The organism is Polystyrenella longa, from assembly GCF_007750395.1.
Lineage (GTDB): Bacteria > Planctomycetota > Planctomycetia > Planctomycetales > Planctomycetaceae > Polystyrenella > Polystyrenella longa.
On record NZ_CP036281.1, the window covers coordinates 4,724,596 to 4,747,396 of the forward strand.

The 22,801-nt window shown below is 49.2% G+C and carries 22 protein-coding genes; 7 read left to right on the forward strand and 15 right to left on the reverse strand.

Features of this window, described 5'->3' with window-relative positions:
* Positions 1-260 precede the first annotated feature (260 nt).
* Positions 261-497 (forward strand): hypothetical protein, encoded by a 237-nt coding sequence (locus Pla110_RS17520; RefSeq protein ID WP_144997594.1) that lies wholly within the window; start codon positions 261-263, stop codon positions 495-497.
* A gap of 144 nt (positions 498-641) precedes the next feature.
* On the opposite strand, the gene Pla110_RS17525 is transcribed toward Pla110_RS17520, so the two are convergent.
* The 4 genes from Pla110_RS17525 to Pla110_RS17540 all read right to left on the reverse strand — a co-directional run bounded on the left by Pla110_RS17525 (position 642) and on the right by Pla110_RS17540 (position 6,073).
* Positions 642-1,184, reverse strand: coding sequence for a hypothetical protein (locus tag Pla110_RS17525; protein ID WP_144997596.1), 543 nt, complete (start codon positions 1,182-1,184; stop codon positions 642-644).
* A gap of 117 nt (positions 1,185-1,301) precedes the next feature.
* On the reverse strand, positions 1,302-2,306 hold the full coding sequence (locus tag Pla110_RS17530; protein WP_197440260.1) for a class I SAM-dependent methyltransferase: 1,005 nt from the start codon (positions 2,304-2,306) through the stop codon (positions 1,302-1,304).
* 249 nt (positions 2,307-2,555) lie between these two features.
* A complete protein-coding gene (locus tag Pla110_RS17535) occupies positions 2,556-3,767 on the reverse strand; it encodes an inositol-3-phosphate synthase (RefSeq protein ID WP_144997601.1) in 1,212 nt (403 codons plus the stop codon).
* A gap of 467 nt (positions 3,768-4,234) precedes the next feature.
* On the reverse strand, positions 4,235-6,073 hold the full coding sequence (locus Pla110_RS17540; RefSeq protein WP_144997603.1) for a phospho-sugar mutase: 1,839 nt from the start codon (positions 6,071-6,073) through the stop codon (positions 4,235-4,237).
* Positions 6,074-6,741: 668 nt separating this feature from the next.
* Between Pla110_RS17540 and Pla110_RS17545 the strand changes: the two genes are divergently transcribed.
* The 4 genes from Pla110_RS17545 (at position 6,742) to Pla110_RS17560 (ending at position 10,132) form a co-directional block, all read left to right on the forward strand.
* Positions 6,742-7,296 (forward strand): response regulator transcription factor, encoded by a 555-nt coding sequence (locus tag Pla110_RS17545; RefSeq protein WP_144997604.1) that lies wholly within the window; start codon positions 6,742-6,744, stop codon positions 7,294-7,296.
* Between the two features lie 393 nt (positions 7,297-7,689).
* The gene (locus Pla110_RS17550; RefSeq protein WP_144997607.1) at positions 7,690-8,283 is read left to right on the forward strand and encodes an FHA domain-containing protein; all 594 of its coding nucleotides are present in this window, start codon (positions 7,690-7,692) and stop codon (positions 8,281-8,283) included.
* Between the two features lie 299 nt (positions 8,284-8,582).
* Positions 8,583-9,284 carry a 16S rRNA (guanine(966)-N(2))-methyltransferase RsmD gene (gene rsmD / locus Pla110_RS17555; RefSeq protein ID WP_231742555.1) on the forward strand — a complete coding sequence of 234 codons (702 nt, stop codon included), beginning with the start codon at positions 8,583-8,585 and terminating at the stop codon, positions 9,282-9,284.
* Between the two features lie 65 nt (positions 9,285-9,349).
* Positions 9,350-10,132 carry an SDR family NAD(P)-dependent oxidoreductase gene (locus Pla110_RS17560; protein WP_144997608.1) on the forward strand — a complete coding sequence of 261 codons (783 nt, stop codon included), beginning with the start codon at positions 9,350-9,352 and terminating at the stop codon, positions 10,130-10,132.
* A 28-nt stretch (positions 10,133-10,160) separates the two neighbouring features.
* Here the strand turns inward: Pla110_RS17560 and Pla110_RS17565 are convergent, their stop codons facing one another.
* The 11 genes from Pla110_RS17565 to Pla110_RS17615 form a co-directional block, all read right to left on the reverse strand.
* Complete coding sequence (locus Pla110_RS17565) at positions 10,161-10,814, reverse strand: hypothetical protein (RefSeq protein WP_144997610.1); 654 nt, start codon at positions 10,812-10,814, stop codon at positions 10,161-10,163.
* Complete coding sequence (gene pilO, locus Pla110_RS17570; protein WP_144997612.1) at positions 10,807-11,439, reverse strand: type 4a pilus biogenesis protein PilO; 633 nt, start codon at positions 11,437-11,439, stop codon at positions 10,807-10,809. Before pilO ends, Pla110_RS17565 begins: the two co-directional genes overlap by 8 nt.
* Before the next feature lie 98 nt (positions 11,440-11,537).
* On the reverse strand, positions 11,538-12,146 hold the full coding sequence (locus Pla110_RS17575; protein WP_144997614.1) for a PilN domain-containing protein: 609 nt from the start codon (positions 12,144-12,146) through the stop codon (positions 11,538-11,540).
* Positions 12,146-13,252, reverse strand: coding sequence for a pilus assembly protein PilM (pilM, locus tag Pla110_RS17580; protein ID WP_144997616.1), 1,107 nt, complete (start codon positions 13,250-13,252; stop codon positions 12,146-12,148). Before pilM ends, Pla110_RS17575 begins: the two co-directional genes overlap by 1 nt.
* A gap of 86 nt (positions 13,253-13,338) precedes the next feature.
* A complete protein-coding gene (locus Pla110_RS17585) occupies positions 13,339-13,641 on the reverse strand; it encodes a hypothetical protein (protein WP_144997618.1) in 303 nt (100 codons plus the stop codon).
* 119 nt (positions 13,642-13,760) lie between these two features.
* On the reverse strand, positions 13,761-15,011 hold the full coding sequence (locus Pla110_RS17590) for a type II secretion system F family protein (protein ID WP_144997620.1): 1,251 nt from the start codon (positions 15,009-15,011) through the stop codon (positions 13,761-13,763).
* 182 nt (positions 15,012-15,193) lie between these two features.
* On the reverse strand, positions 15,194-16,942 hold the full coding sequence (locus Pla110_RS17595) for a GspE/PulE family protein (RefSeq protein WP_144997623.1): 1,749 nt from the start codon (positions 16,940-16,942) through the stop codon (positions 15,194-15,196).
* The gene (locus Pla110_RS17600) at positions 16,939-17,274 is read right to left on the reverse strand and encodes an STAS domain-containing protein (RefSeq protein WP_144997625.1); all 336 of its coding nucleotides are present in this window, start codon (positions 17,272-17,274) and stop codon (positions 16,939-16,941) included. Before Pla110_RS17600 ends, Pla110_RS17595 begins: the two co-directional genes overlap by 4 nt.
* 13 nt (positions 17,275-17,287) lie before the next feature.
* Complete coding sequence (locus Pla110_RS17605) at positions 17,288-18,706, reverse strand: sensor histidine kinase (protein WP_144997627.1); 1,419 nt, start codon at positions 18,704-18,706, stop codon at positions 17,288-17,290.
* 249 nt (positions 18,707-18,955) lie between these two features.
* Positions 18,956-19,351, reverse strand: coding sequence for a response regulator (locus tag Pla110_RS17610; RefSeq protein WP_144997629.1), 396 nt, complete (start codon positions 19,349-19,351; stop codon positions 18,956-18,958).
* 119 nt (positions 19,352-19,470) lie between these two features.
* The gene (locus Pla110_RS17615) at positions 19,471-19,881 is read right to left on the reverse strand and encodes a prepilin-type N-terminal cleavage/methylation domain-containing protein (RefSeq protein WP_144997631.1); all 411 of its coding nucleotides are present in this window, start codon (positions 19,879-19,881) and stop codon (positions 19,471-19,473) included.
* A 720-nt stretch (positions 19,882-20,601) separates the two neighbouring features.
* Between Pla110_RS17615 and Pla110_RS17620 the strand changes: the two genes are divergently transcribed.
* Positions 20,602-21,039: a pilus assembly FimT family protein gene (locus Pla110_RS17620; RefSeq protein WP_144997633.1), complete on the forward strand. Its 438-nt coding sequence runs from the start codon at positions 20,602-20,604 to the stop codon at positions 21,037-21,039.
* Positions 21,040-21,101: 62 nt separating this feature from the next.
* The gene (locus Pla110_RS17625; RefSeq protein ID WP_144997635.1) at positions 21,102-22,757 is read left to right on the forward strand and encodes a PulJ/GspJ family protein; all 1,656 of its coding nucleotides are present in this window, start codon (positions 21,102-21,104) and stop codon (positions 22,755-22,757) included.
* Positions 22,758-22,801: the final 44 nt, after the last annotated feature.

Here is a 22,801-nt window from a genome sequence, read left to right on the forward strand (position 1 = left end):
GACATAACTAAAACGATCCCTAGACACACCCGGCTGCCGATTCGCCCCTCCAAGGAGCTAAAATCGATGCTTGGCCATCTCGCAGAACGGAGAACAGCTTTAAACGGCAGGAACCCTACAGCAGTCGGAATAGCTAAACGTATTAAAACGTAAGGCTTTCTGAAATCGACTTGCTTTCTACGAATCCTGAACTAACTTTCAAACGAAGTAATGCCCGAAACATAAAGGGATACTGCAGTATTCTATTACGAGGAAAATCGATGCAACAGACTTTCGACCAACAAAAGAACGAATTTGTTGATCGTCGCCAGCAGGATGCGGAAACTCGCCGTCCTTCTGGGGAGCGGCGACAATTTCAAGATGCCCGCACCTACGCGAATCACGACGTTCAGGAACTGGCCGAAGCAGTCGACCAGTATAAAATGCGTCATCGCCGCCGTTTCATCACGTTCGAAGAACTCTTCGAAGTTGTGAAAGGCTTGGGTTACCACAAGTAATCCGACTAATGATTTCGCTCAATGACGGATGATTCCGCCTGCAATCTAGCATTCAGCCTTACAGGCCGATTCGATTGTGTAAAAACACGGAACAGATTGGCCTGTGCTCTCTTTACTGACATCAATCTGTTCAAATCATGTTATTTACCACCAATCGCAGGGAGTCCTGTATTTTGATTTTGGATAGAGCTTTAAAGCTGCCTGTAGTGTCCCCCACTGATTCATAGCGGCTTCTAAAAAAGGTTCAAACAACTCGTGTGTCTTCTTTTCTGCAGTCAGTAGATCATGCGTTTTTTCTAATTCATTCAAGATTCCATATGGCTCCTCTGGATCCATTCCGACACTGCACATGTCAGCAGCAATTCCTGCATCTTTAAGGAATTCATATAAAACTTCTGGCGAGTCCTTCTTTAATAAATACAAATAGCCCAGAGCTCCTTGGTTTGCTATTCGAGATTTATCGTGATTTGCACCGTTTTCTTGTCTTCTCCTTTCCCAAATAGCACTACGTAAAGAATCTATATCCTTTGCTAGTGACATATTGAGGATCCACAGGGCAGGAGAGTCCCAAACACTAATGAGTTGATCGGCCCATGGCTGCCAATCATCAGGACCAGCGAAACCTGTGACAGATGCCGCGTTCCAGTAAAATGCATAAGGTGTATCTAAAGGAAGATCATTTAACACAAGAAGCCTCCTGACTTTAGCAATAATGGAATAGGTCCTAGACTGCCTACGATCAGTTTTCACTGAGAACCGACCGATACAGCAAACCGACGATAGTCTTTCGAAGCGGTTCGGGCTCTACATTTTACGTGCGTATATCGTCACGGATGCTCCGGATCTCCGTGCAGCTGCGTACATGCTGATCAATAACGCAACAGGCATTCCGAAGTAGTATGCCAGCTTCTGGCAAACCCGCGTACCGGCTGAAAGAGATTCTTTCTCCGCTCCCCCTCTTGTTTGCAACAGGGTGTAGAGTGTGTTTCGCGGTAGTTTTCGGTTCCGATTCAGCCAGCTCTGAACCCAGCCAAAGGGGTTCATGCGCAACGAAAAATGGAGTTCTTCCTCGCATTCGAAGCCATTCTCCTGCAATAACGCGCGGAGTCCTTCCACGGAAAAATGAAACAGATGGCGAGGCAGATCAAGATGGAACCAGGCTTCCTTAGCCCAGCGGCTCTGCATACTGGAATAATTAGGAACAGAGACTACCAACCGGCCTCCCGGCTTCAGTAACCGGGCCGCCTCTTGAATTGTCTCGCGGGGATACAGCAAATGTTCGAGCACATGCCAAATGACGATCTGATCGAACATTCCCCCTTCATACTCGGCGTCTTTCAATGTTGGGGCAAACCGAAGTTGAATCCGGCTGTCCGCCCCTTCCGCCGCCATGGGGCTGATTTCCAAACCGTGGCTGTCGAGTCCCAACTCTACAAATGATTTCAGCAAGACACCGCGACCGCAACCCACGTCGAGAACCTTGTCACCGGGCTTCAGGCCTGTGGCCATACTACTGGCCTGACGACGAGAGATGTAGCGGATCATCGCTTCAACGGGGGCGACGAACTTGGTTCCCGTTTCGCCGTAATAATCTTGTGGGTAGAAATCAGGGATCTCTTCCGGTTCCGGCAGTGGAAAAAGAGAGCCAGTCCCGCACTGGGTACATTCCACCAACTGAAATCGCATGCCCTCCAGCTGATATCGGGGCGAAGCGGTAGTTCCCTGGCAAACCGGGCAAGCGGAAATAGTCTGTCGCGATGACATCTCATCCGGGGAAACAGTTTGAACCGGATTGTCATAAACAGACATAAAACAGCGTTTCCTCAGCAGAGAATTGGGAACAAGGTCTGCAAAAAGGTACCGCATCTCCTCCTTTAGTAAAAGAGGAATGCGGTGCTGTTTCAGTGCTACTTCCGTATAACTCACCCATGGAAGAGCGACCGCAGGTATCGGATTGAAGACGACCGGAAACCCACGACAGAGTCCCAATCGCCCTTGTTTTGCAGCATTTTAAACTGCAAAACTACTTAAACTGCAAAAATACGATCCGAAACGGGTCTACTCTGCAGAGACTTCTTCCGCCCAGGCTTCCAGCAGATCAAATTGCTTGTGGAACTGGGGCAGGTCGGTTCCCATGGGGCTCTTGAAGAAGGAACTCAAAAAGCCCATCGTGCCCGACTGGTCGCCACGGCGCCATTGGCGTTCAGTGAAGCGAATCAGGTCCAGCACCAAGGGCGCCGCCAGTAGAGAATCGCACCCCTGCCACGTGAATTGCATCACCATCGGCGTTCCCAAGAAACCCTGGAAGTGAATATGGTCCCACGCGGTTTTCCAGTCACCCATCGATTCAATGTATTCGATGGAAACCAGAGTTTGCGGTTTGTATCCAAGAATTTCGGTGAGGAGATGGTCCTTCGAGTGCACCTTGTTCGATTTATTAACCGGGTCATCCAGCACTTTGCCGTCCAGGTTGCCGAAGATATTGTGGCCGACCCAACTCATCACATTCAAGTTTCGGTTGGCGAACATCGGAGCGAGGATGCTCTTCATCAAAGTCTCGCCCGTTTTTCCGTCTCGACCGACATGCAAGGTGCCTGTCTGCTGAGACAGATCTTCGAGTGCAGGAAGATCACAACCGATGGAAGGAGTGAAGTTCACGTGTGAGCAACCTGCTTGCAGAGCGGCAATGGCGTACAGCGTACTGGCGGGAATCGCAAAATCTCCAGCTCCGATTTTCGCTTCCAGATCGGACCAGCTCAGGGATTTGATTTCTTCGGTCTGAGGAGGTTCGGTGGAAGAAACGTTCATCACGACGACGTGCGCCAGGTCGTTCTTCTTCTGGAAATGCACCAAGTCCTGCTTAAGCCGCTCTAATGTTTGGGAAGTTGTTTCGTCTTTGTGATTAAGAACGTCGCCTGTGGCGAGCGAGGTGATTGTCGGGCCGACATTCATCAGCGTACCGGGGCGAACATTGGAGTCGAACTCTTTTAGAGTGCCTTCGATCTTGTCCAAAGTCGCCGCGTCGAAGACGCGAGAGTTCTGGTGAAGATGCTGTGCCGCCTCAACGTAGCTGGTGTCACGGATCTCATGACCACCGACGACAAACTGAGACCAGTCCGCCAGTCCGACGTTCTGGAACTGCGGTAACGCAGAGACCAGACCGTACTCCGGAGTCAGACCTTGCTGCAATGCAGCGAGTCCAGTCACAGTTGTGGTAGCCACCCCACCCCAGGCTCCAATTAACCAGATACCAATTTTCTGATCGCTCATGATGACTTGATTTATTCTATTTTTCGTTAGCGCTAGATCTTGTCCATCCTCAGGGCACCCGCTTTGAACTCCATTCTCGCCACAGTTCTGTCGTCACTGTTTTGTCGTCAACTTTACTGGCGATCCGGCAACCTGACTCAATGCTTAAACTGAACTTCACTACAGTTTTGTCCAGCGACAGATACCGTAGGCAGTAGAGTTTGAGTTTGGATCGGGGAAGGACCACCCGCTTAAAGTGTTCTTAAACAGAGAAACACGGGCGGGCCGTAGCCAACTCTCAGGTGGGACGAATAAGGCGGGAATGGTCCATTTTGTAATCCTGCACAGGAAAAAGAAAGCCTGCAAACTAATTTCAAAGCGGATTTCAGGCATCTCCCGCCTCCTGAGGACTCATAAACGGACTTCATGCGGGAATATCCCGCGATTAGACAGATTACGGGGAGTCACCGAGGAAATCAGCAGCGGGGTCAACTTAACTGTGCATCAATCCACCCATTGAGCGACTCTTGCAAGCGAGTTAATTCTTCTCGAACCGTTGTTTTGGTCGCGTCGAGCTGATCTGCCACAGGTACATCGGCCTGGGCGAAGTAATAAAATTTGATCTTAGGTTCCGTTCCGGATGGCCGCACAGCGATTCGAAAACGAGCGGCATCCCCCTCCAACTTGAACACCATCAAATTTCCGGCTGGTTCAGGCAAGTCGGCTGATTTGCTGTTATTCGGTAAATCGCGAACTTCGTGAGTCTCATAGTCCCTTACTTCGAGGAAGCGATTACCAGCCAGTTCTTTCGGAGGTTGCTCTCGGAACGCCTTCATCAATTTCTGAATCTGCAGTTGTCCGTCGCTGCCTTCACAGATTTTGGAAGTTTGACCTTCCAGATAGAAGCCATATTCACGGTACAACTCGTCGAGTTGATCCAGCAACGTTTTTCCAGAATCCGCTTTCAGTTCAGCTGCATATTCCATCAGGTACATGGCCGCGACGGCTGCATCTTTATCGCGGCAGTACTCTCCTGCGAGATATCCAAGTGATTCTTCTGCTCCGAAAATAAACTTGTCCGGGCCGAGGTTATCCATACTCTGTGCGATGTATTTGAAACCGACGAGCAAGTCATCAACGACTTTGACGTTGTACTTGCGTCCCTGATCGGCAATGAGTGGCGTCGTGACCAATGTCTCCACGATGAAGTGCGAAGGAGAAAGTGTCCCTTCCGCCTTTCGCTTGCGGAGCAGGTAATCTACGATCAAGGCCCCTGCCTGGTTGCCCGTTACCGGAATGTATTCCCCCGCTCCGTTTCTGACACAGATGGCAATGCGGTCAGCATCGGGATCGGAAGCCAGAATCAGTTCTGCCCCCATAGCTGCAGCCGGTTCCAATGTTGGCCTAAAGACCTCAAATCGTTCCGGGTTGGGAAGATGATCGGGAACATTGCTAAAATTGCCGTCGGGTTGTCGGTGAGGTTCGAAGATCTGCAGCCCGTCGAAGCCAAGTTGCTTTAAGACGTCGTACACGTTGGTTTCTCCGACACCATGCAACGGAGTAAACAGAGCGACGATGTCCCGTTTATCGGAATAACTTAGTTTGCACACTTCCGCCAGATAGTCGTCGTCGATGCTACTGTCGAGGATTTTAATTTTGCCCTCTTGAACAGCGACGTTGAAATCGATCGTGGGAATTTCGGACGCCTTATAAACGGCATCGATAATCCCTTTGTCGTGAGGGGTCAACACTTGTGCCCCGGACCCCCAGTAGGCTTTGAATCCGTTATCCGAGGGAGCATTGTGAGATGCTGAAATCATGGCCCCGACGTCACAATTTAAATGTCGGACCGCGAAGGACAACTCGGGAGTGGACCGATAGGTATCAAAGAAGAAGACTTCAAACCCGTGTGCCGCTAGCGTAGTGGCAGTGAGACGGGCAAACTCGGGAGAGCGATTGCGGGTGTCATGCGCGATGACCGCCCTGCCGGGTTGGTCATGGTTCGTATGCATGAAGTAACTGCCCAGCCCATGGGCCGATTCCGCGATGGTTCGCTCGTTGATCGTTGCTGAACCGAAATCGGACATTTCTCCCCGACGTCCTCCCGTTCCGAAATTAATCACTTCCCAGAACAAGTCATTCAGCCGACCGAACTCTTCCGCTTTCAGAAGTTCGAGAATGCCCGGAAGACTTTTTTCATATTGCGGCTCACGAATCCACCGAACCAGATTTTCGCGGGTCGAATCGAGCAGCTTTCCGTTCAGGACAGCTTGATCGATTGTCTCCAGTGCCCATTTGCGATCTGCAGAGAAGTCAGTTTCCGACATTCCAATGATTTCTATGTTCAGCGGGTAATGAATATTGAGCGTTCTTCCGGATACTATAACACCTCAATTTCCGCTCAGAAAAGGGAGGGGTGACCGCAATTCCTGAGATCATCGTTTAAGGCGTTTTTTTTTGTGCATCACTTCCGTTTCATCTCGTTTTATCGATATGACGCTCCTCCAGAGTCAGTCTTATAAGAAAGAAAGCCTGAAATCAGACTCGTTTAAAACCGGTTTGGATGCCAGCAGGAAGCCATGATCCGTCGGGATTCATGCTTTATACAGCTTGCAATCGCCCGTAAGGTGGAGTTAGATGGAGGGTCCAGTCTTAGAATTCCTTTCAAATCGTTCTGTATTTCTTCCTACAGCTTCGACCCTTCGTTCTGATGCTGGCACCTCAAATTAAGAACGGGTTTCTGGATTCTCTCCCTGCTGTTAAGATCAGTGCTGAAATACCTCACTTCTGATTGAAGACTCGTTCCCGAACATTTCAAAGCGACCGCTGTTTGAAATTGCCTTATGCCCGCAGCGATGGTCAGTCTGTCGATTGGTAAACGGACCCCAGTCAGCCTTTCTCACGGACGATATAAATCACCCGATGATCTCTGTTCGATTTTCCACCAATAGATACAATCAGCTGAGTCAGTACCAATACTTGTGGAGACTTCCGTATGTCAGGTGATGAGTTCCGATTTACCGGTACCCCCGGTGCGGTGGCCCATCAGATTCTCGTCGTAGAAGATGATCAGGATACGGCGGCCAGTCTGAAAGCAGCATTAGTCGCGGCTGGCTTTTCCGTGTCTCTAGCTAAAGATGGCGGACAAGCTCATTCCACCTTCGTCATGCATAAACCGGACGTCGTGGTCCTCGATCTAATTCTTCCGCGAGAGAGTGGCTTTGAAGTCTGCGAACGAATCAAATCGCTCGATCAGCATACACCTGTCGTAATTTTGACTGCAATTGAATTGCAGGAATCCCGCGTTCTGGCCGATCGCGTCGGTGCCGACGCTTATCTGAACAAACCTTGCGACCCGGAAATTCTGATCAAAACCATTAGGGATGTCGCTGAAAAATGCTGGTCGAAAAAGCATCTCGCTCAACCAACCGGTGATGAACGCATTCGATTCAATTGTCGTTGTGGCAAGCGGTTTAAGGTGAAAGCCGCCCATCGCGGAAAAAGCCTGACCTGCCCCATGTGCGGTGAGCAACTGATCGTTCCCCGCTGAGATCATATTTCAATCTCGTGATGGAATTGTTTTTTTCAGCTTCCTTATTGCAATTTCTCTCACTGGGTGAGACAGTGAATTAATCATTTCGGCCTTATCATCTACTGGCCCGGCAATTTCTCATCTGAATTTTTATCACTCGCACTTTGCCGTCTTTTTCCATTCTTATTTCTAATACAACACACGCCTTGATCTTCGTGTATCCTGGTGAGTTTCACTCTCATCGAGAAAATTCACTCAATGGCTCTTTCTGAGACAATCTTTCGGCAATCATAATAGCACTTAGGTGAACGTCGGTCAGAATCCGATTCGAATATGACCTCCACCAGTGCAATCCAACGATACGGTTGTAAACCGAGCGACGCTACTTTTTAGCTTTCTGCAGAGCACTCTATGCCTGAATTACTGATCAAATCCGGAAAACACCAAGGGAAACGACTCGTCCTTCCTCAAGCGGAAGTCATTCTGGGGCGAGATCCAAGTTGCCAGATAAGGATCAGCTCAGATGATGTCAGCCGGCAGCATTGCCAATTGACTGTCACCGAAGAGGGAATGCTGGCACAGGACTTAAATAGCCAGAATGGTACATTCATCAATGACGTTCTTCTTGAGGGAGAGACTCTCTTAAGTCCGGGTGATGAGATCCGTATAGGGCCGATGATCTTCCAGATTCCCAAGTCGAAGAAATCAGTTCGCCGTATCAACGTTAAAACGCAGCCTCAAAATAAAGCGGGAAGCAAAGGAGCCAGCGACGCCGATATTCTGGACTGGTTGAATACCCAGGACGATATCGGCGGCGAAATCGCCGCTCCCAATCAATCGTTATCAGACACGACTATCATCCCAGTAAAAGCGATCTCGAATAAGAATTCAGTAAGTTCCGGCTCTCACCAGAAGCTCTCCATAGCGGATGAAGCGGCTGAAGTCATCCGCAATCACTGGAAAGCAGTCCGAAAAAGCGAGCAGGACCCTCCTACCGAAGGCTGATTGAGGATTGATTTCAGCTGCAAGCTTTACTGTCAGGCGGCTGGTAGTAGCACTCCCTGTCGTAAATCGCTTTAATGGGTGTTTACCCGCTTCAGATCCAGCCCCCTTAAACTAGGCGGCTTTGTGAACAAGATCAATATTTGAATACAGGCTCCGATTTACCTGACCGTGCTTAGGTAAGATGGTATTCAGCATTAGAGCGGAATACCACCGATTAGCCCCATCACTGTTATTCGAGCACAGTTCACCCCGCGTACCTTGCACCTTTCGTAAGTGCCCCATTTTGATTCCAAGGAGTTGTGGCTATCGCCCGCTTTCAGATTCGCATAATCGGAGGAAGATTCCGACGACAAGGACTCTTCTCCAACCCTGGTCTGACTACCCGTCCGATCACAAACCGGATGAAAGAATATCTGTTTGAACGTCTGCGGAATAATGTCCCGGACGCCCGCGTACTGGATGTCTTTGCTGGAACGGGAACCATTGGACTGGAAGCGCTAAGTCGCGGTGCAAAATCAGTCATCTTCATCGAACGAGACCACCGGGCATTCGATATCCTGAAACAGAATATTTCCAAAATCGGAGTGGAAGAAGAAACGTTCTGCTGGCGCACCGACGTTTTCCGAACATCCTTTATGCCACGTGGGTACGAAGAGCTTCAACCTTACGACGTAATCTTTTTCGACCCGCCGTACCCGATGGTCCCCGGGTTAAAACCGTCGGACCCGCTCTATAAATCGATCGAGCGATTGGCGAAAGAAAAGGTCAGTAGCGAAGATGCCCTGCTCCTCTTTCGCACGGAACGGTACACCGAGTTCGAATTGCCAGCGGTGTGGACGATAGTAGATAAAATGTCCGTCTCCAGTTCAACGATGTACTTCTGTCGGAAAACATCCTCAATCGACCCGGCAGACTTCGCTGACATAGAAACATCGATGAGCGAAAAGTCGACCAGCGAAGAAGAGACAGACGAAGAACCGACCAACGAAGAAGAAACATAAGCTTAAGATTTAAACACCTGTCCTCAATTCAACGCCCCCTGTGACCTGAACTGTGAACGAAAACCATGACTTTGTTTGATCGCTTTCGATTGGATGGCAAACGACTTTTCATCACAGGAGGCAGCCGGGGCCTGGGCCGCGAAATGGCACTCGCTATCGCCGAAGCGGGAGCTGATGTCATCTTTACTGGTCGTGATGAAGCCAGTTTGCAGAAGACAGCAAATGAGCTTGAAGCCCTGGGCCGCCAGGCCTTTCCGATTCAGGCGGACTTTTCCACACCTGATACCTGTGAAGAAGTCTGCGAGCGAGTTCTGGGAGATTACGGACCTGTTGATATTCTGATCAACAACATTGGCGGGCGGCGAATTTCGGTTCCGATTGAAACCCAAAGCCTGGCCGAGTGGCAACAGATTCTCGATCTGAATGTGACCAGTACTTTCCTGTGTACCCGTATTATCGGGGGAGCGATGCTCGATCGAGAGACTGGAGGACGCGTAATTAACATCGCTTCCATCAGCGGGCTGGTCACCACTCCTGATATCGGAGGTCGCAGTTATGAAACCTCAAAGGGAGCCATTATTCAGTTCACTAAAGCAGTCGCTACCGACTGGGCTACTCGCAGGGTCACTGTGAATGCGATTTGTCCGGGCACGTTTATGACGGAACCGAATCTACGTTGGGCTCGCGAGAAACCCGAGCTAATCGAGAAAATGAAATCTCAGATCCCGATGCAGCAATTTGGTGAACCGAGCGACCTGGGACCACTCGCCGTTTATCTGGCCTCCGACGCTGCCCGTTATATGACTGGGGCGACGATGGTACTGGATGGCGGCGCGACGTTGGTCTAATACGCGAATAACGACTTGGCAAATGGGATTAAGGTGCTGGCTGGGGAAGTAAACTGGGAAAGAAGTTCTTGAGAGTCGATTTGAGCGATGGTATTTCTTTATCGCTTTTATCAGGTTCCTTACCTTTATCGGGCCCTACCATGACTCCGTCCAGGTCGATGCTTTTAATGCGTATTCCCTCTTCCCAGATATCCCCTTCCCTGACCATTCTTGATCCAAGGTAAGCGGCTGAGCCTTTTTCGCTTTTGATGAGAATCTTTGTTTTAACTTCCCCCATCGCTGCGTTCACTCTTTGCTGATCGTCGTTATTCGCAACATTCTCCTCCGGAAATTCTTCCTCAGAAGCAGCCTGTAATTCTTCAAGCGATTTCAGATTGTCGGTTCTCACGAAGGGGTCGTGTTTTAGTATTCGCTCCAGTGGGCTTTCTAACCATTCCCGATCAACTTCAACATTCGCCTCCGTAGCCAACTGCATCGCGGAAGAATTAATGGAATTGCTCGTAACGACAGTTGGAGCTAACGATGCCACAGCCGTGGTGTTTATTTCAACAGGTTTCAGTGAATCGTCTGATTCGGCAAACTGTCCGTAGACGACCCAGATCAGCACCAACACCAGGAGAGGGATTGCAGCCATCTTGGCTTTCTCACGGACCTCATTCTTTTTCGAATTGGTTTCAGCCATGTTGCCCCTCCGGAAGTGAGGCTATCCGCTCAGTCTTTCTCACCGGCATAAAATAGATGTGGAGCTGTAAGGACGCCTTGTATTGCGGAACCTCTTCTTCCAACTGTTTTTTACTGGTAGCTCCAATCGGCTCAACAAAGAGTTGACTGACGCGGTTCAATCGTTGCAGGGAATGCATTTCATCTAGAAAGTAACAGATACCTGTGTACCCACCATGAGCATTCAACTTAATTTGTAACTCGCGGTACTCTTCGCCAGACGATATCTGTTGAGGTTGATAGTCCTGAATCTTCACTCCTGATTTTCGAGCAAGCCCCGTGATCTGGGCGAGAAAATCAACCTCTTTGGGTTGCTCAGGCATTCGCTTCAACAAATCGACCAGTTTCTGTTGTTGAATACTCAACTCTTCCTGAGCAAGACGATGAGCGCTAGCGACCTCGTCTTCTGAATTCATTAACGCCAACAATTCCAGTCGCTGCGCATCGAGTGAGACCTCTCGAGCTTTCAGCTGATCATACCCGAAACGATAGCCAGCGATCAGAGAGATAAGCACAACCGCCATACAGGCAATGTGTATCCCCATATCGATCAATTTCAATTGATTTCGGTCGCTGGAATTTTTCACGATATTGGACTTAACTCTGATGTTCCTGTTGATACATGAGTAATTGGATTAATGCGTCTCGGTTCCTGAATTTACATAAAACGGGTCTACTGATCGGTCTATAACTGGCACTCAATTTTAAATATTCGGAGTTTACGATCGTCTATTTGTTGTTCAGCAATCGAAATTAATTCGACGGAATGAAACAGTCCTGTGGACGACATGTCAGCAATGAACCCAGTAATGGTTAAGTCATCCATAGCAAGCCCATCCAGCTGCAAAGACATTTCAGTAGGATCTCGCGTTTCTTCCGGTGAATCTGAGGCGGTTCGCGTCATCTGTTGGCGTGAATTGCTGGTGGTAGATAACCGGAAGATCGTCAGATAAAGATCGCCTGCTCTGGCCGCAGCGGCTTCACTGACTTTTCCCAGTGTTTGAAGCGGAATATTTTTCTGCTCCAACCCCATTCCCAGTTGCTGTCGTTTTCGAAGTTTATTGATCTCTCCGTTTGAGTATTCCGTTTCATCCAGATGTTGCTGGATCGGTTTCACATCCAATTGCATTTGCTCGACCAGTCTCGCCTCTTTTTCAATTTCCGCCCGATGGACGATGTAATAGAAAATGAGGCCTCCCCAAAGGAGAAACATCACGGCTCCCCACTGCTTCAGTCGAATACGAATGAGAGATCGCTTGAGAAACCCGATTGGGAGTAGATTGATATTCTGCATCACTTCCACCTCCGCAATGAGGCGAGTGACGCCGCAGGTCCGAACAGGGGGACCAGATTTTGATGAAGCGGCGTGTCGAGTGTGTCCGTCAGACGAAGGGACCAGGGTTTGACTGATATTTTTAACGGAATGGCGAGAGGCTCATACACCTGACGAAACAGGGCCCCGCCACCGAACAGCCAGATATGATTCCATTCTGGCAAGCGAGTATTTGACTGTATGTATTGAACAGTTCGATTGACTTCCTTCTGGACCAGATTGATATATTGATCAATCACTGGTTGCAGTCTTTTATTTAATGCCGATTGAAATTCGGCAGAACGACTTTCGTTCGATAGCATTGAGCACAACAGGTTCCAGCACTGCTGTTCCGACAAGCCTAGCTCTTTCGACAGGTCCTGCAGAAAGACTTGGAACTGACACCCTCGTAGCACACGCGTGTAAAAAGGGTTCCCCTGCTTCAGAAAAACCAATGTTGCGGCAGAGTACCCCCAGTCGATGGCAACTGTGGTCTGGTGACGCGCCATCGGATCCGCCATAATTATCGCTCGCGCTAAGCTGAAGGGCAGACCATCGAGAACTCGACAATTTAAGCTCGCTCGCTCCAGTGCTTTTCCAACGGCGGTCGAATTGCTGTTCGCCAGTGCGTAGACGATCAACGAGGTTACTTCGTCGGTGGAGTCGCTCAACTCTTCTTCAGGTTCCCAGAAATCGAAAATGACATCTTCCTGGAGCTCGGAAACCAACTCCTGATGGATCATCTCTTCATATTCGTCTAATGAAGACTCAGGCAGATTGACGGTGCGATAGTCGGTGGCGGACAGTGAAACCACTGCGGCTGCCTGTCGATTCTTCCATCCAGTAGAGAGGGAGACCATCTTCGAAAGCTCTGCGCTGAGCACCGAAGTAGATAGATGCTTCTCTTGCCAGAGCCCCGAATTGCAAACAGAGGCAAACTGCATCTGGCTAATTTTCCAGACGTCGTTTTCCTGCTCGACCTCCGCCAGTTTGAGCGCACTCCGTCCGATATCGACACCGAGCCAACTCCGTAGCGGCGCGAACTGTCGACCCTTAAAGGGGGCCAGTAAACTGGAGGTTAAAAACATAGTGTGCGGCTTCCATCCACAGCAGAGTCCAAAATGGCCAACGGGCCGACGATATCAGGTTGAATCCTGACATCGCACATTCGAGGTTAGCGGCTTCCTCCCATTTGTTTTTCGATCCGCTCGAGTCTTCCGTCCATTCGTACGAGAATCTCTTTGATTTCCTGCAGTGTCTTGGCCGAACGGGCGCCACCACTTTCAAATGCTTTCGGCGGGGTTTCGTCACGCGGGGCTGCGTGGAGGTGCTCGTTGTCTTCCCAACTTAGACCGGTGAACAAACCAAAGATCATGGCGATCACGATAGCGAGCGGAAGCGAGCGGTTGGATTTCACCAAATGCCGCGTGGTTTCATCAGCGGACTGACTGCGCTGTACATCTTCTTCGTTGATCAAAATCTCTCTCCTTAGAATTTTGGCTCGGACCATTCTCAACGTCCGTTATTGGGCGCATCCAGATTCGATCACCGCACGTGTCGGCATTTCCACGCGAGAGATGTTTCGTGCAACCCTGATTAGTGCGACTGAGTCGAAACATCCAGCAGTGGGAGCATGATCGCCAGCACGATACCCGCGACAACCGCTCCTGTCACCACGATAATCGCCGGTTCGAGGACCTTCGTAAGCCCCTTGACCTGTCGTTCCCCTTCATCTTCAAAAAAGGAACCGACTTCAGTGAGAACCGTTCCCAGATTACCCGTCTGCTCAGCCGTCAGGACCATCTGGGCAGCGCCCCGGGGGATAAAATCGGCTTTCATAAATATAGAGCCGATCGAACGCCCACTAATTACTTCGTCTTCCAGACGCTGAAATAGCGACTGATAATGCATGTTCTTCAAAGATCTTTGACAAAGCTGCAGCGATTCGAGTAGTGGAATCCCACTTTGTAGCAAGGTCCCCAAAAGCTGAAAAACCCTCCCAATCATTACAGCTTGCGAAGCCGCGCGAATCAGCGGAAAGTAAAGCAGGAAGGAATCGCGCCTGCGATGCGCTGATTCGGTCCTACTCCAGCAAAATAGACTCGCGGAACAAGCGATCGTCCCCAGCGACAATATCAGCAGGTTTTCACGAATCAGGCTGGAAATGTCGAGCAACAGTTGAGTAAACGGGGGAGCAACTGTTCCGAGATCCTGAAACACCTGGGCAAACTGCGGAAGTACGAAAAAGATCAGCGCGAGAAGAACGAGACCACATACTCCAACCAATACAAGCGGGTAAGCCATGACCTGCTTCAATGTAGAAATTAGCCGAACCTCGTTGCGGATTAATTCCGCCATGCGATTAAGCACATGGGGTACGCGCCCGGCTGCTTCCCCCGCCGCGACGCTGGCGATGTAGGTAGCATCGAAAGCATGGGGTTGATTCTCAAGAGCCGCAGAAACCGATTTTCCATCGGAAACCTCTGAATGGATTTCCAGCAAAGTCTCGCGGAACGCCTCATGTGTGGTCTGTTGGGCGATATTATGAATTGATGCCGCCAGGTCAATTCCGGAGCGGCACATGATAGCCAACTGTGTAGTGAAGAACAGGATTTCGGTTCGCGGAATCTTCCTTCGTCTTGAAGGTTTGCTACGTTTGTTCAAAGTCAGTCTGCCCGACTTCTTTGATTTCTTCGAGCTTGTTTGATTAGATTTCGTCTCTGTTACAGAGAGTGGAAACAATTGCTGTCGGCGCAGACTCTCTCGCGCCTCCTGTTCCGTATGTCCGTCGAGGACACCAGTGGAGATCTCGCCTGATTTGGATTTTGCTTTGTATGCATAAGGCATGGTGTTTTTTCCTGTCCGAAAGGACGCGGATCATTGCCAGGAAACCAAGGGAAAATAGCGAGGTGTGAATTATTCAATGGAGAGTTCAAAGCCAACTGAAAACAATCGATTTATAACGACTCGTGAGAGGACCTCTTCAGGATGTTAAAATAAAATGTGACTAATAACGGTGACTTGATTCATCAATCGGCAAAGGCCAGACGGACAACTTCATCCAGACTTGTGGAACCCGACTCGGCCAGTTTGATCCCTTCGTCGAGCAACGAATTGATGCCCTTCTTATCGAAGAGGTCGCGAACAGCGGACATATCATCCGAATGGGTGATCGCCTGACGGAATTCACGATCGATCGGCAAGACTTCATAAATCCCTGTTCGACCGGCGAACCCGGTATCGTAACATTGAGCGCACCCTTCTCCCTTCGAAAACGAACGACGTGTGTCGCCGCTGTATTCAATCATCTGCAGCATTTCTTCGTTGGGATAGTATTTCGTCCGGCAGCGAGGACAGACTGTTCGAATCAGTCGTTGTGCCACTACCCCGACCAGCGCGGCCGATATCTTGTAGGGCATAATCCCCATGTCCATCAGTCGCGTAATGGCCCCGATGGTGCTGTTGGTGTGTAGCGTGCTCAATACCAGGTGACCTGTTAAAGACGCCTGTATCGCCATTTCTGCTGTCTCGGCGTCACGAATTTCCCCAACCATGATCACGTCAGGGTCCTGTCGCAGGATTGACCGGAGTGCATCGCTGAAGGACAGATTCGCTGAAGGATTGGCGTGGACCTGGTTAATCATGTCCAATTGATATTCCACCGGATCTTCTACCGTCACGATATTCGTGTGAACGGACTTAATTAGTTCCAGTGCGGAATAGAGGGTGGTCGTTTTACCGCTACCTGTAGGCCCCGTTACCAGCAGCAGTCCGTGCGGCTTCTGGAGCATTTTTTTAATCGGATTAAGTTGTTCGGAGGGAATACCCAGTTCGTTCAGATTGAACGTCAGGTTCTTTCTATCGAGAACACGCATCACGACCTTTTCCCCTTTAACGGTGGGGAGCGTGGACACACGAATGTCGACCTCTCGATTATCAACAACGACATGCATCCGGCCGTCTTGGGCTTGTCGGTGTTCGGCAATGTCCATACGAGCCATGACCTTCACCCTGGAAACGAGTGCAGCGTGAAAATCGCGGCGGGGACGCAATACTTCTCGCAACATTCCATCAACACGAAAGCGGATCGTCGTATGTTTCTGACCTGGCTCAATATGAATGTCGCTCGCACCCTGGCGAATCGAATTCACAATGAAGTAATTTACCAGGTTGATAATCGGGCTGCCGTCGGCCATCGCTTCGGATGACTGTAAATCGAGCAGCATCGTATCGGCCTGCAACTCGATTGCCGACTCATCGATATCGGCCGTCACGTGGTCTACTTGAAAGTCCTTTTCGTAACAGCGAGGTATCAGCCGTTCGATAGAAGACTTCAATGCGATGACGGGCCTGACTGTCAAACCCGTGAGGCGTTCAACTTCATCGACCTGCCGCAAGTTTTGCGGCTCCGCCATGGCGACGAAGATTTCCTTACGCACTTTGAAAAGCGCAACCGCCTTCAACGTTTCCGCATGGGAACGAGGTATCATCTGTACGACTTTGGGGTCGACGATTCCCTCTCGCAGGCGTACGGAGGGAACGCCCAGTTGTTGATTCAGGAATGGAAGAATTTCTTCTTCTTCAACGAGCCCCATGCGCGTCAGGATCTCTCCTAAACGCGTGTTGTCTTTTTCCTGGCGTTCCAGGGCGCGTTCCAAGTCATCCTGACTGAGGAGACCGGCGCGAACCAAGCGGGCCCCCAGCGGGAGCGACGCTTCGGGAACGTCCCACAGGGGGTCATGTGTTTTGATTTTGGATGCGGGGGTCGCGATACTCAATGCGTATAACTCCCCACCGCAGAAAGGGTATCCGGGTAAACTTCAAACTTGCTTAGAAAACCAGTGATACGGAGGATGTCTTCACACACAGGATTCGGGGCAGCGAGTTTTAGATTGCCACCGCTGGAGAGACAGGATTCAAGCGAATCCAGCAACCATTCCAATCCAGAGCTATCAAGCAGCGGTGTATTTTTAAAGCTGAATACAACTTTAGGTTGGCCCGCCTGTTTGCATTCCTTGAGGAGTTCGTCGATCTCTTCCAGATAATCGCTCGTGAGCGCATCGGTACCTTCAATGATTGAAATAGCACCTTGTTTTTTTCGTGAATACATTCGATCGGCCCCTTTATTGCATTGGCAACTGGACGGTGAACTGGGTTCCTTTATCAATCTCAGATTGAATCAGGATTTGTCCGCCATGAAGTTCAATGACTTCGCTTGTATAAGCGAGACCAATACCATTGCCGGGAATGTCTCGAACCCGGGGATCGCTACTGCGGAAGAATTGCTCGAAGATTCGGCTGATCTCTTCATCGCGAATACCAATACCACTGTCTTCAATATGAAAATGCATCGACGAACCAACCTGTTCCACACGGAAAAGAACCTTGCCCCCCTCCATCGTGTACTTGGCCGCATTCCCGAGTAAATTAACCAGCGAGGCCACAATTTTGTCTTTGTCGACGCTGATTTTGCTCAGTTTGGGAGGGACGTTCAATTCGAAGGCGATCTGTTTCTGCTCCATCTGAGGTTTGACATTTTCGCAGACTTCTTCAATCAAACGCAGCAGGTCCGTTTCATTTCTCGTAATGGACAGAGAGCCGGCTTCGATCTGTTTGATATCAAGTAAACTGTCTACGAGGCGGGCGAGCCGAGTTGCTTCGCTGTTGATGATATTGCAAAAGTTTTTGTGATCTTCAACATCCATATCATCCGCTGTCTGCAATGTTTCCGCATAGGCTTTAATATTCGCCAGTGGCGTTCGCAGTTCATGAGTCGCAGAAGAAAGAAACTGGTCTCGCATTTCGTCGGCCAGTTTATTCTGTGTTACATCCGAGAAATGCCAGAGGAGCATCCGGTCCCTATTTACGATTGGACGCGTTTTGATGGAGACAACGCCATCACTCGTCTGATCGCCCAACGCGATTTCGAAGTTCATCGGACGATTCGCTTTAATCATCTGCTCCAGTTCGGGAATACGTTCGTATAATTCGTCCGGGAGGATTTCTGCCAAGGTCTTCGTCTTCACTTCTTCAGGCAACTCAACATTGAGAATGGCACCGAAAGAGAGATTTGCATATTGAATCATGCCTTCGTCGTTGGTGACGACAATGCCTTCAGACAGATTTTCGAGGGCCTGAGTACTAAGTTGGTCATGCGAAGAGTTGATCTCGCCGCAGACGCGTTCCTCAAGAACCTGGAGTGATTCCTGATGAGCCATTTTTTCGGCCAACTTGTTCCAGGCCAACACCAGTGGTTGGCTGGAATTCATGATAGGATCGAGAGAAAAACGACCCGTCTGGTCACCGATGACTCCTAGCAACCTGCTTTCCAGGTATCCCAGAACTCGAATATCACGGGTAAGCAGATAACTTCCCACCACCACAATCACCAGTGGACCGACAAAGCATAGCGCGAGATAAACAGGGAGAACCTCACTAAAGCTGCTTCCCCACTGGAGAATCCCCCAGATCAGCGCGCAGCTCAAAACATAACAAAGAATTAACCTTTGTTTTGTAGTCAGGTTGTGCAGGATGGCGCTCATTGTGTTTATCGATCAGAGAAATGATACCTGGCTTAAGAATGAATCTATTCGAGATAACCAGTTTGGCGTCGTACTGAAAGAGGGTTACCGTTCCAGAAAGGAACAGAAGAGGTGAAGTCACATCGAATGTGATTTTCGTCTCTTTCAATCGCGCTTATTCTGAATGTACTTGCTATCGACTAATTTCCGCAGTCGTAACTTACATTCCAAGTTGGATGAGAATTCATTCAACGATTAAATTTTAACGATTTAACTTTTATTGACCGTTTCAGAGAGAGTCTCATTAATGAAATTAACAATCTCTCGAGGACTGAAAGGTTTGTAAAACAGTTTGATAACCTGGAGTTTTTCAGAGAGTTCATCCGGGTTTAACTCGAACCCTTTGGCAGAACACATTGCCAGAGGAACCGATTCGTAACCCGGAGTCTTCCGCATCTGTAAAGCAAAGTCATATCCGCCCATTTGCGGCATTTGGTAGTCTGAGATGATGAACTCAATCGCATGCTGGTTGATGATCTCAAGGCCTTCGACACCATTGTTGGCGACGAATACTTCGTAACCTGCCCTCTGTATATTGAATCGCAATACAGATGACATTGCCTTATTGTCTTCAACAACCAGTATCCGTTGCGGTACAGAACTCATTTTCGGGCCCAATTCCTTTGGCGATCTGAACTCGTAAGAGTCTCATCGCTCCCTGTATTTCTTTAGCTTAGTCCTCGGCAAGTCAACAACATCTGTTACCGACTTATACTGATACCAAGTTACCAGGAAATATAGTCTGCGTGATTAATGGCGATATCGCCAGATGTTTCATTGTAGACCCAACCGTCTCCGCCTGTTTTGACAGCCAGAGGATCCGCAGTTGATGCTCCCACTGTAGCGGTCTTGCTACCGACGTGTGGTGCGGGAAACGGTCCTTTAAGGTAATCGGCCAGTTGAGTGCTGATAGTGGCTGCAGCGGGAAAACTACCGTTTTTTGCGCGGTACAATTCAATCGCTTCTCGCAGCACTGTTAACGACTGCTTTGAGGCGTTGTCACGTGCATCGGACGCTGTATCAAACATTTTCGGAGTCGCGATTGCGGCGATGATTCCGAGAATCAGTACTACGACTACTAATTCAACCAGTGTGAATGCGTTTCGTTTTTTTGACTTAGGAAGCGTGTTGATCATTTCCCGTATTCCTCATGAATAAGAAGTGAATGGCTGAGCTCAGGCCCCTACTTAAAGAACAAAATCTCAGGCACTGAAACAGGATCAGAGAACGGCGTTGTTGAAGTCTAAATAATAAACGACATTGCAACGTTCGAAATCCTGTAACGAAATATACAACCTGTTACTCATGTTTCAAAATCGAAACATCGATCAACGCTCTGAATCGCACTGCGATGCAACCTTTTTCATCCTGGAAAGTGAAAACGCAGGAATAACTCCTACAGCACAACCCTCCTGACTGTTGGGACCCTACCAATAGAGTTGCCTCTAAGGTTACAACCGACGCGATCGATCCATGTGGACCACTTTCAGAAACTTATAAAATCGATGAGCAGGTGCGCTGGCCTCGTCAAAAGATTGGCGTTACAGGCGATTTTGTTTCATTATTTCAACGCATACATACAAAACGTATGAAATACTTATCTTGCCTAACTAGATAGACATTTCATTAGATTCATTCCGCTACCGCCCGGTTCACAACGTGTAACAACAGGATTGACGCCGGCGTTCAGTTCGGACTCTCGTTAATCAGGATGCCTTTTTGTTAAACCGCGAAACGGTCGGTCGATGTTCAATTCGTCACATATAATCAGATGGCAATCAATCCACAGAAGAGATCAATCTCGGATCTGCGGCTGGTCGACGAAACTGCGACGTGACGGACATGCCCGTTCTGGGGTGACATTGATCGATCTAGTACTGACGATCATCATCATCGGCATTCTATCTGCAGTGGCAATGCCTCGATTTTCGAAGGCGATTGAGGAACAGCGTGTTCGGGCCTCTGCCAGACGAATTAAGGCCGACCTGGAACTGGCGGCTCGCTACTCCCGATCAAACAGTCAGTCGGAAACGATTACTTTCAATACAGACGATCACTCTTATAGCTTTTCCAGCTTTAAAGATATCGACCATTCGTCCCAAGCTTATACCGTCTGGCTGAATACATCTCCTTATCACTCCACGATTCAATCCCTGGACCTGGACGACGGATCGGTCACTTTTAATGCTTATGGCATTCCCAGTACCGATTTGGAAATATCCGTCACCAATGGAGACCTGACCAAAACAATTACGATGGAATCAATCACAGGACAAGTTCAAATCCAGGAATAATGCATAGGAAATGTTCTGATTAATTTTGTCCATTTTTTACGGAAGAACCACTGAGTAAGGCCATGGCTATTCACCCAACCCGTAGCGGATATACACTCATCGAGTTAGTCGTGAGTATCGGTGCCAGTACTGTACTGGTTCTGGGGCTGGGATCTTCCATGTATCTGGCTGGACAGGCGCTGGCTCCGTCGGAATTGCTTACAAATACACTAAACGCTACGGAGGTTCTGCATAACCTGACCGACGATGTACAAAACGCGATTTACCTTTCCGAGCATACTGATAACGTTATTGAGTTCGTTGTTCGGGACATGAATGGAGACAGTGTTCCCGATGTCGTCCGCTATGAATGGAGTGGCACACCAGGGGATCCGTTGATCAAAAAGTTCAATTATGGTTCCCCAGTTCAACTGATCGATGCAGTCCAGAACTTCGAACTGAAATATAATACGCGTTCGACCACTGAAGAATTCCCACCTAGCTTGATCGAAAGTGAAGAACAATTAATCGGTGGTGCGTTAATTTCCTTCTCTGGAACTCAACGAGTCTCCGCCATATATGAGGCTGGTTGGCCAGGTTTTTACTTTGTTCCGGTGATAGCGGATGGAGCCGAATCCTGGAACGTTACCAAAGTCAAACTTGGATTATCCCAATACGACGTAAGCGATAACGGCAGTTTCTATCTTCAACTTCGATCCGCAACGGCAGGCCACATCCCCACGAGTGAAGTGCTGGAGCAGACTCTGGTACTGGAGAGTTCACTCAGTAGTTCATTGACTCTCAAAGAATTCAACTTCTCCGCTGTGAAGGGTTTATTACCAACTGATCGACTCTGCGGTGTACTACAACACCTAGACGGAACATACTCTGGCAAAGTCAAAAGTCACTATCGGAATGGTGAACCTTATGCTCATGCAGTTAGATCAAATAATCAGGGGTCGAGCTGGTTCTCTGAGGAAGACGAGATAGTCTATCACGAGGTCTGGGGAACCTATTATTACGGATCAGATAATGGAATGACGGTTGATCGGAACTATTTCACCGGTTTGAACGTGACATTGCAGTTGGGAAACACAACGGAGTCACAAGTTCGCACCGGGATTCCGCTCTTGAATTCCCCCGAATTACTGGTGGGTCTCTGGGAACTCGATTTTGACAATGACCCTTTAACGGCCGACACCAACTTCGACAATCTCAACGACTGGAGCTTGAAAGAAGGGGGCACCTTCGACACGGAAACACTTGCTCAAGGTGTTTGGGAATCCGACGAAAGCATACTACGCACCGCACCCGATCACGACTTTCTGGAACCGACGACGGTGGTGGTTCGCCTGCGAGCAACAACCACAGGAGGGGAGGGGGCCGTCTTCGAAATGTATTCCGACTGGGATAATTCAAATGCCTTCGCTCTCCGAGGTCGCGTCACCCGCGAAACGAATAACACTCAAACTTATACCGCCGAGTCTCAATCATCTCCGGGCGTCTGGAACCAAGTCGTTCGCGTAGAGAATTTACCTCTCGATTTCATCGAAGTCCGAGTCGTCATCAGCCCCGATGATATGAATCATGCCCAATTTCTACAGGGCAATCTGCTTGACAATTACACTTACTCGCGAGTATCGACAGACAATACGAAGAAATATGTATCGCTTTACGAATCAGGCTGTGATGCAGAGTTTGATTACATTTCCATACGCGTATCCGAACAACCGGAATAGCGTTTTCGCAAAACCACGCCAACTTTCTTACCTCACCGACAATC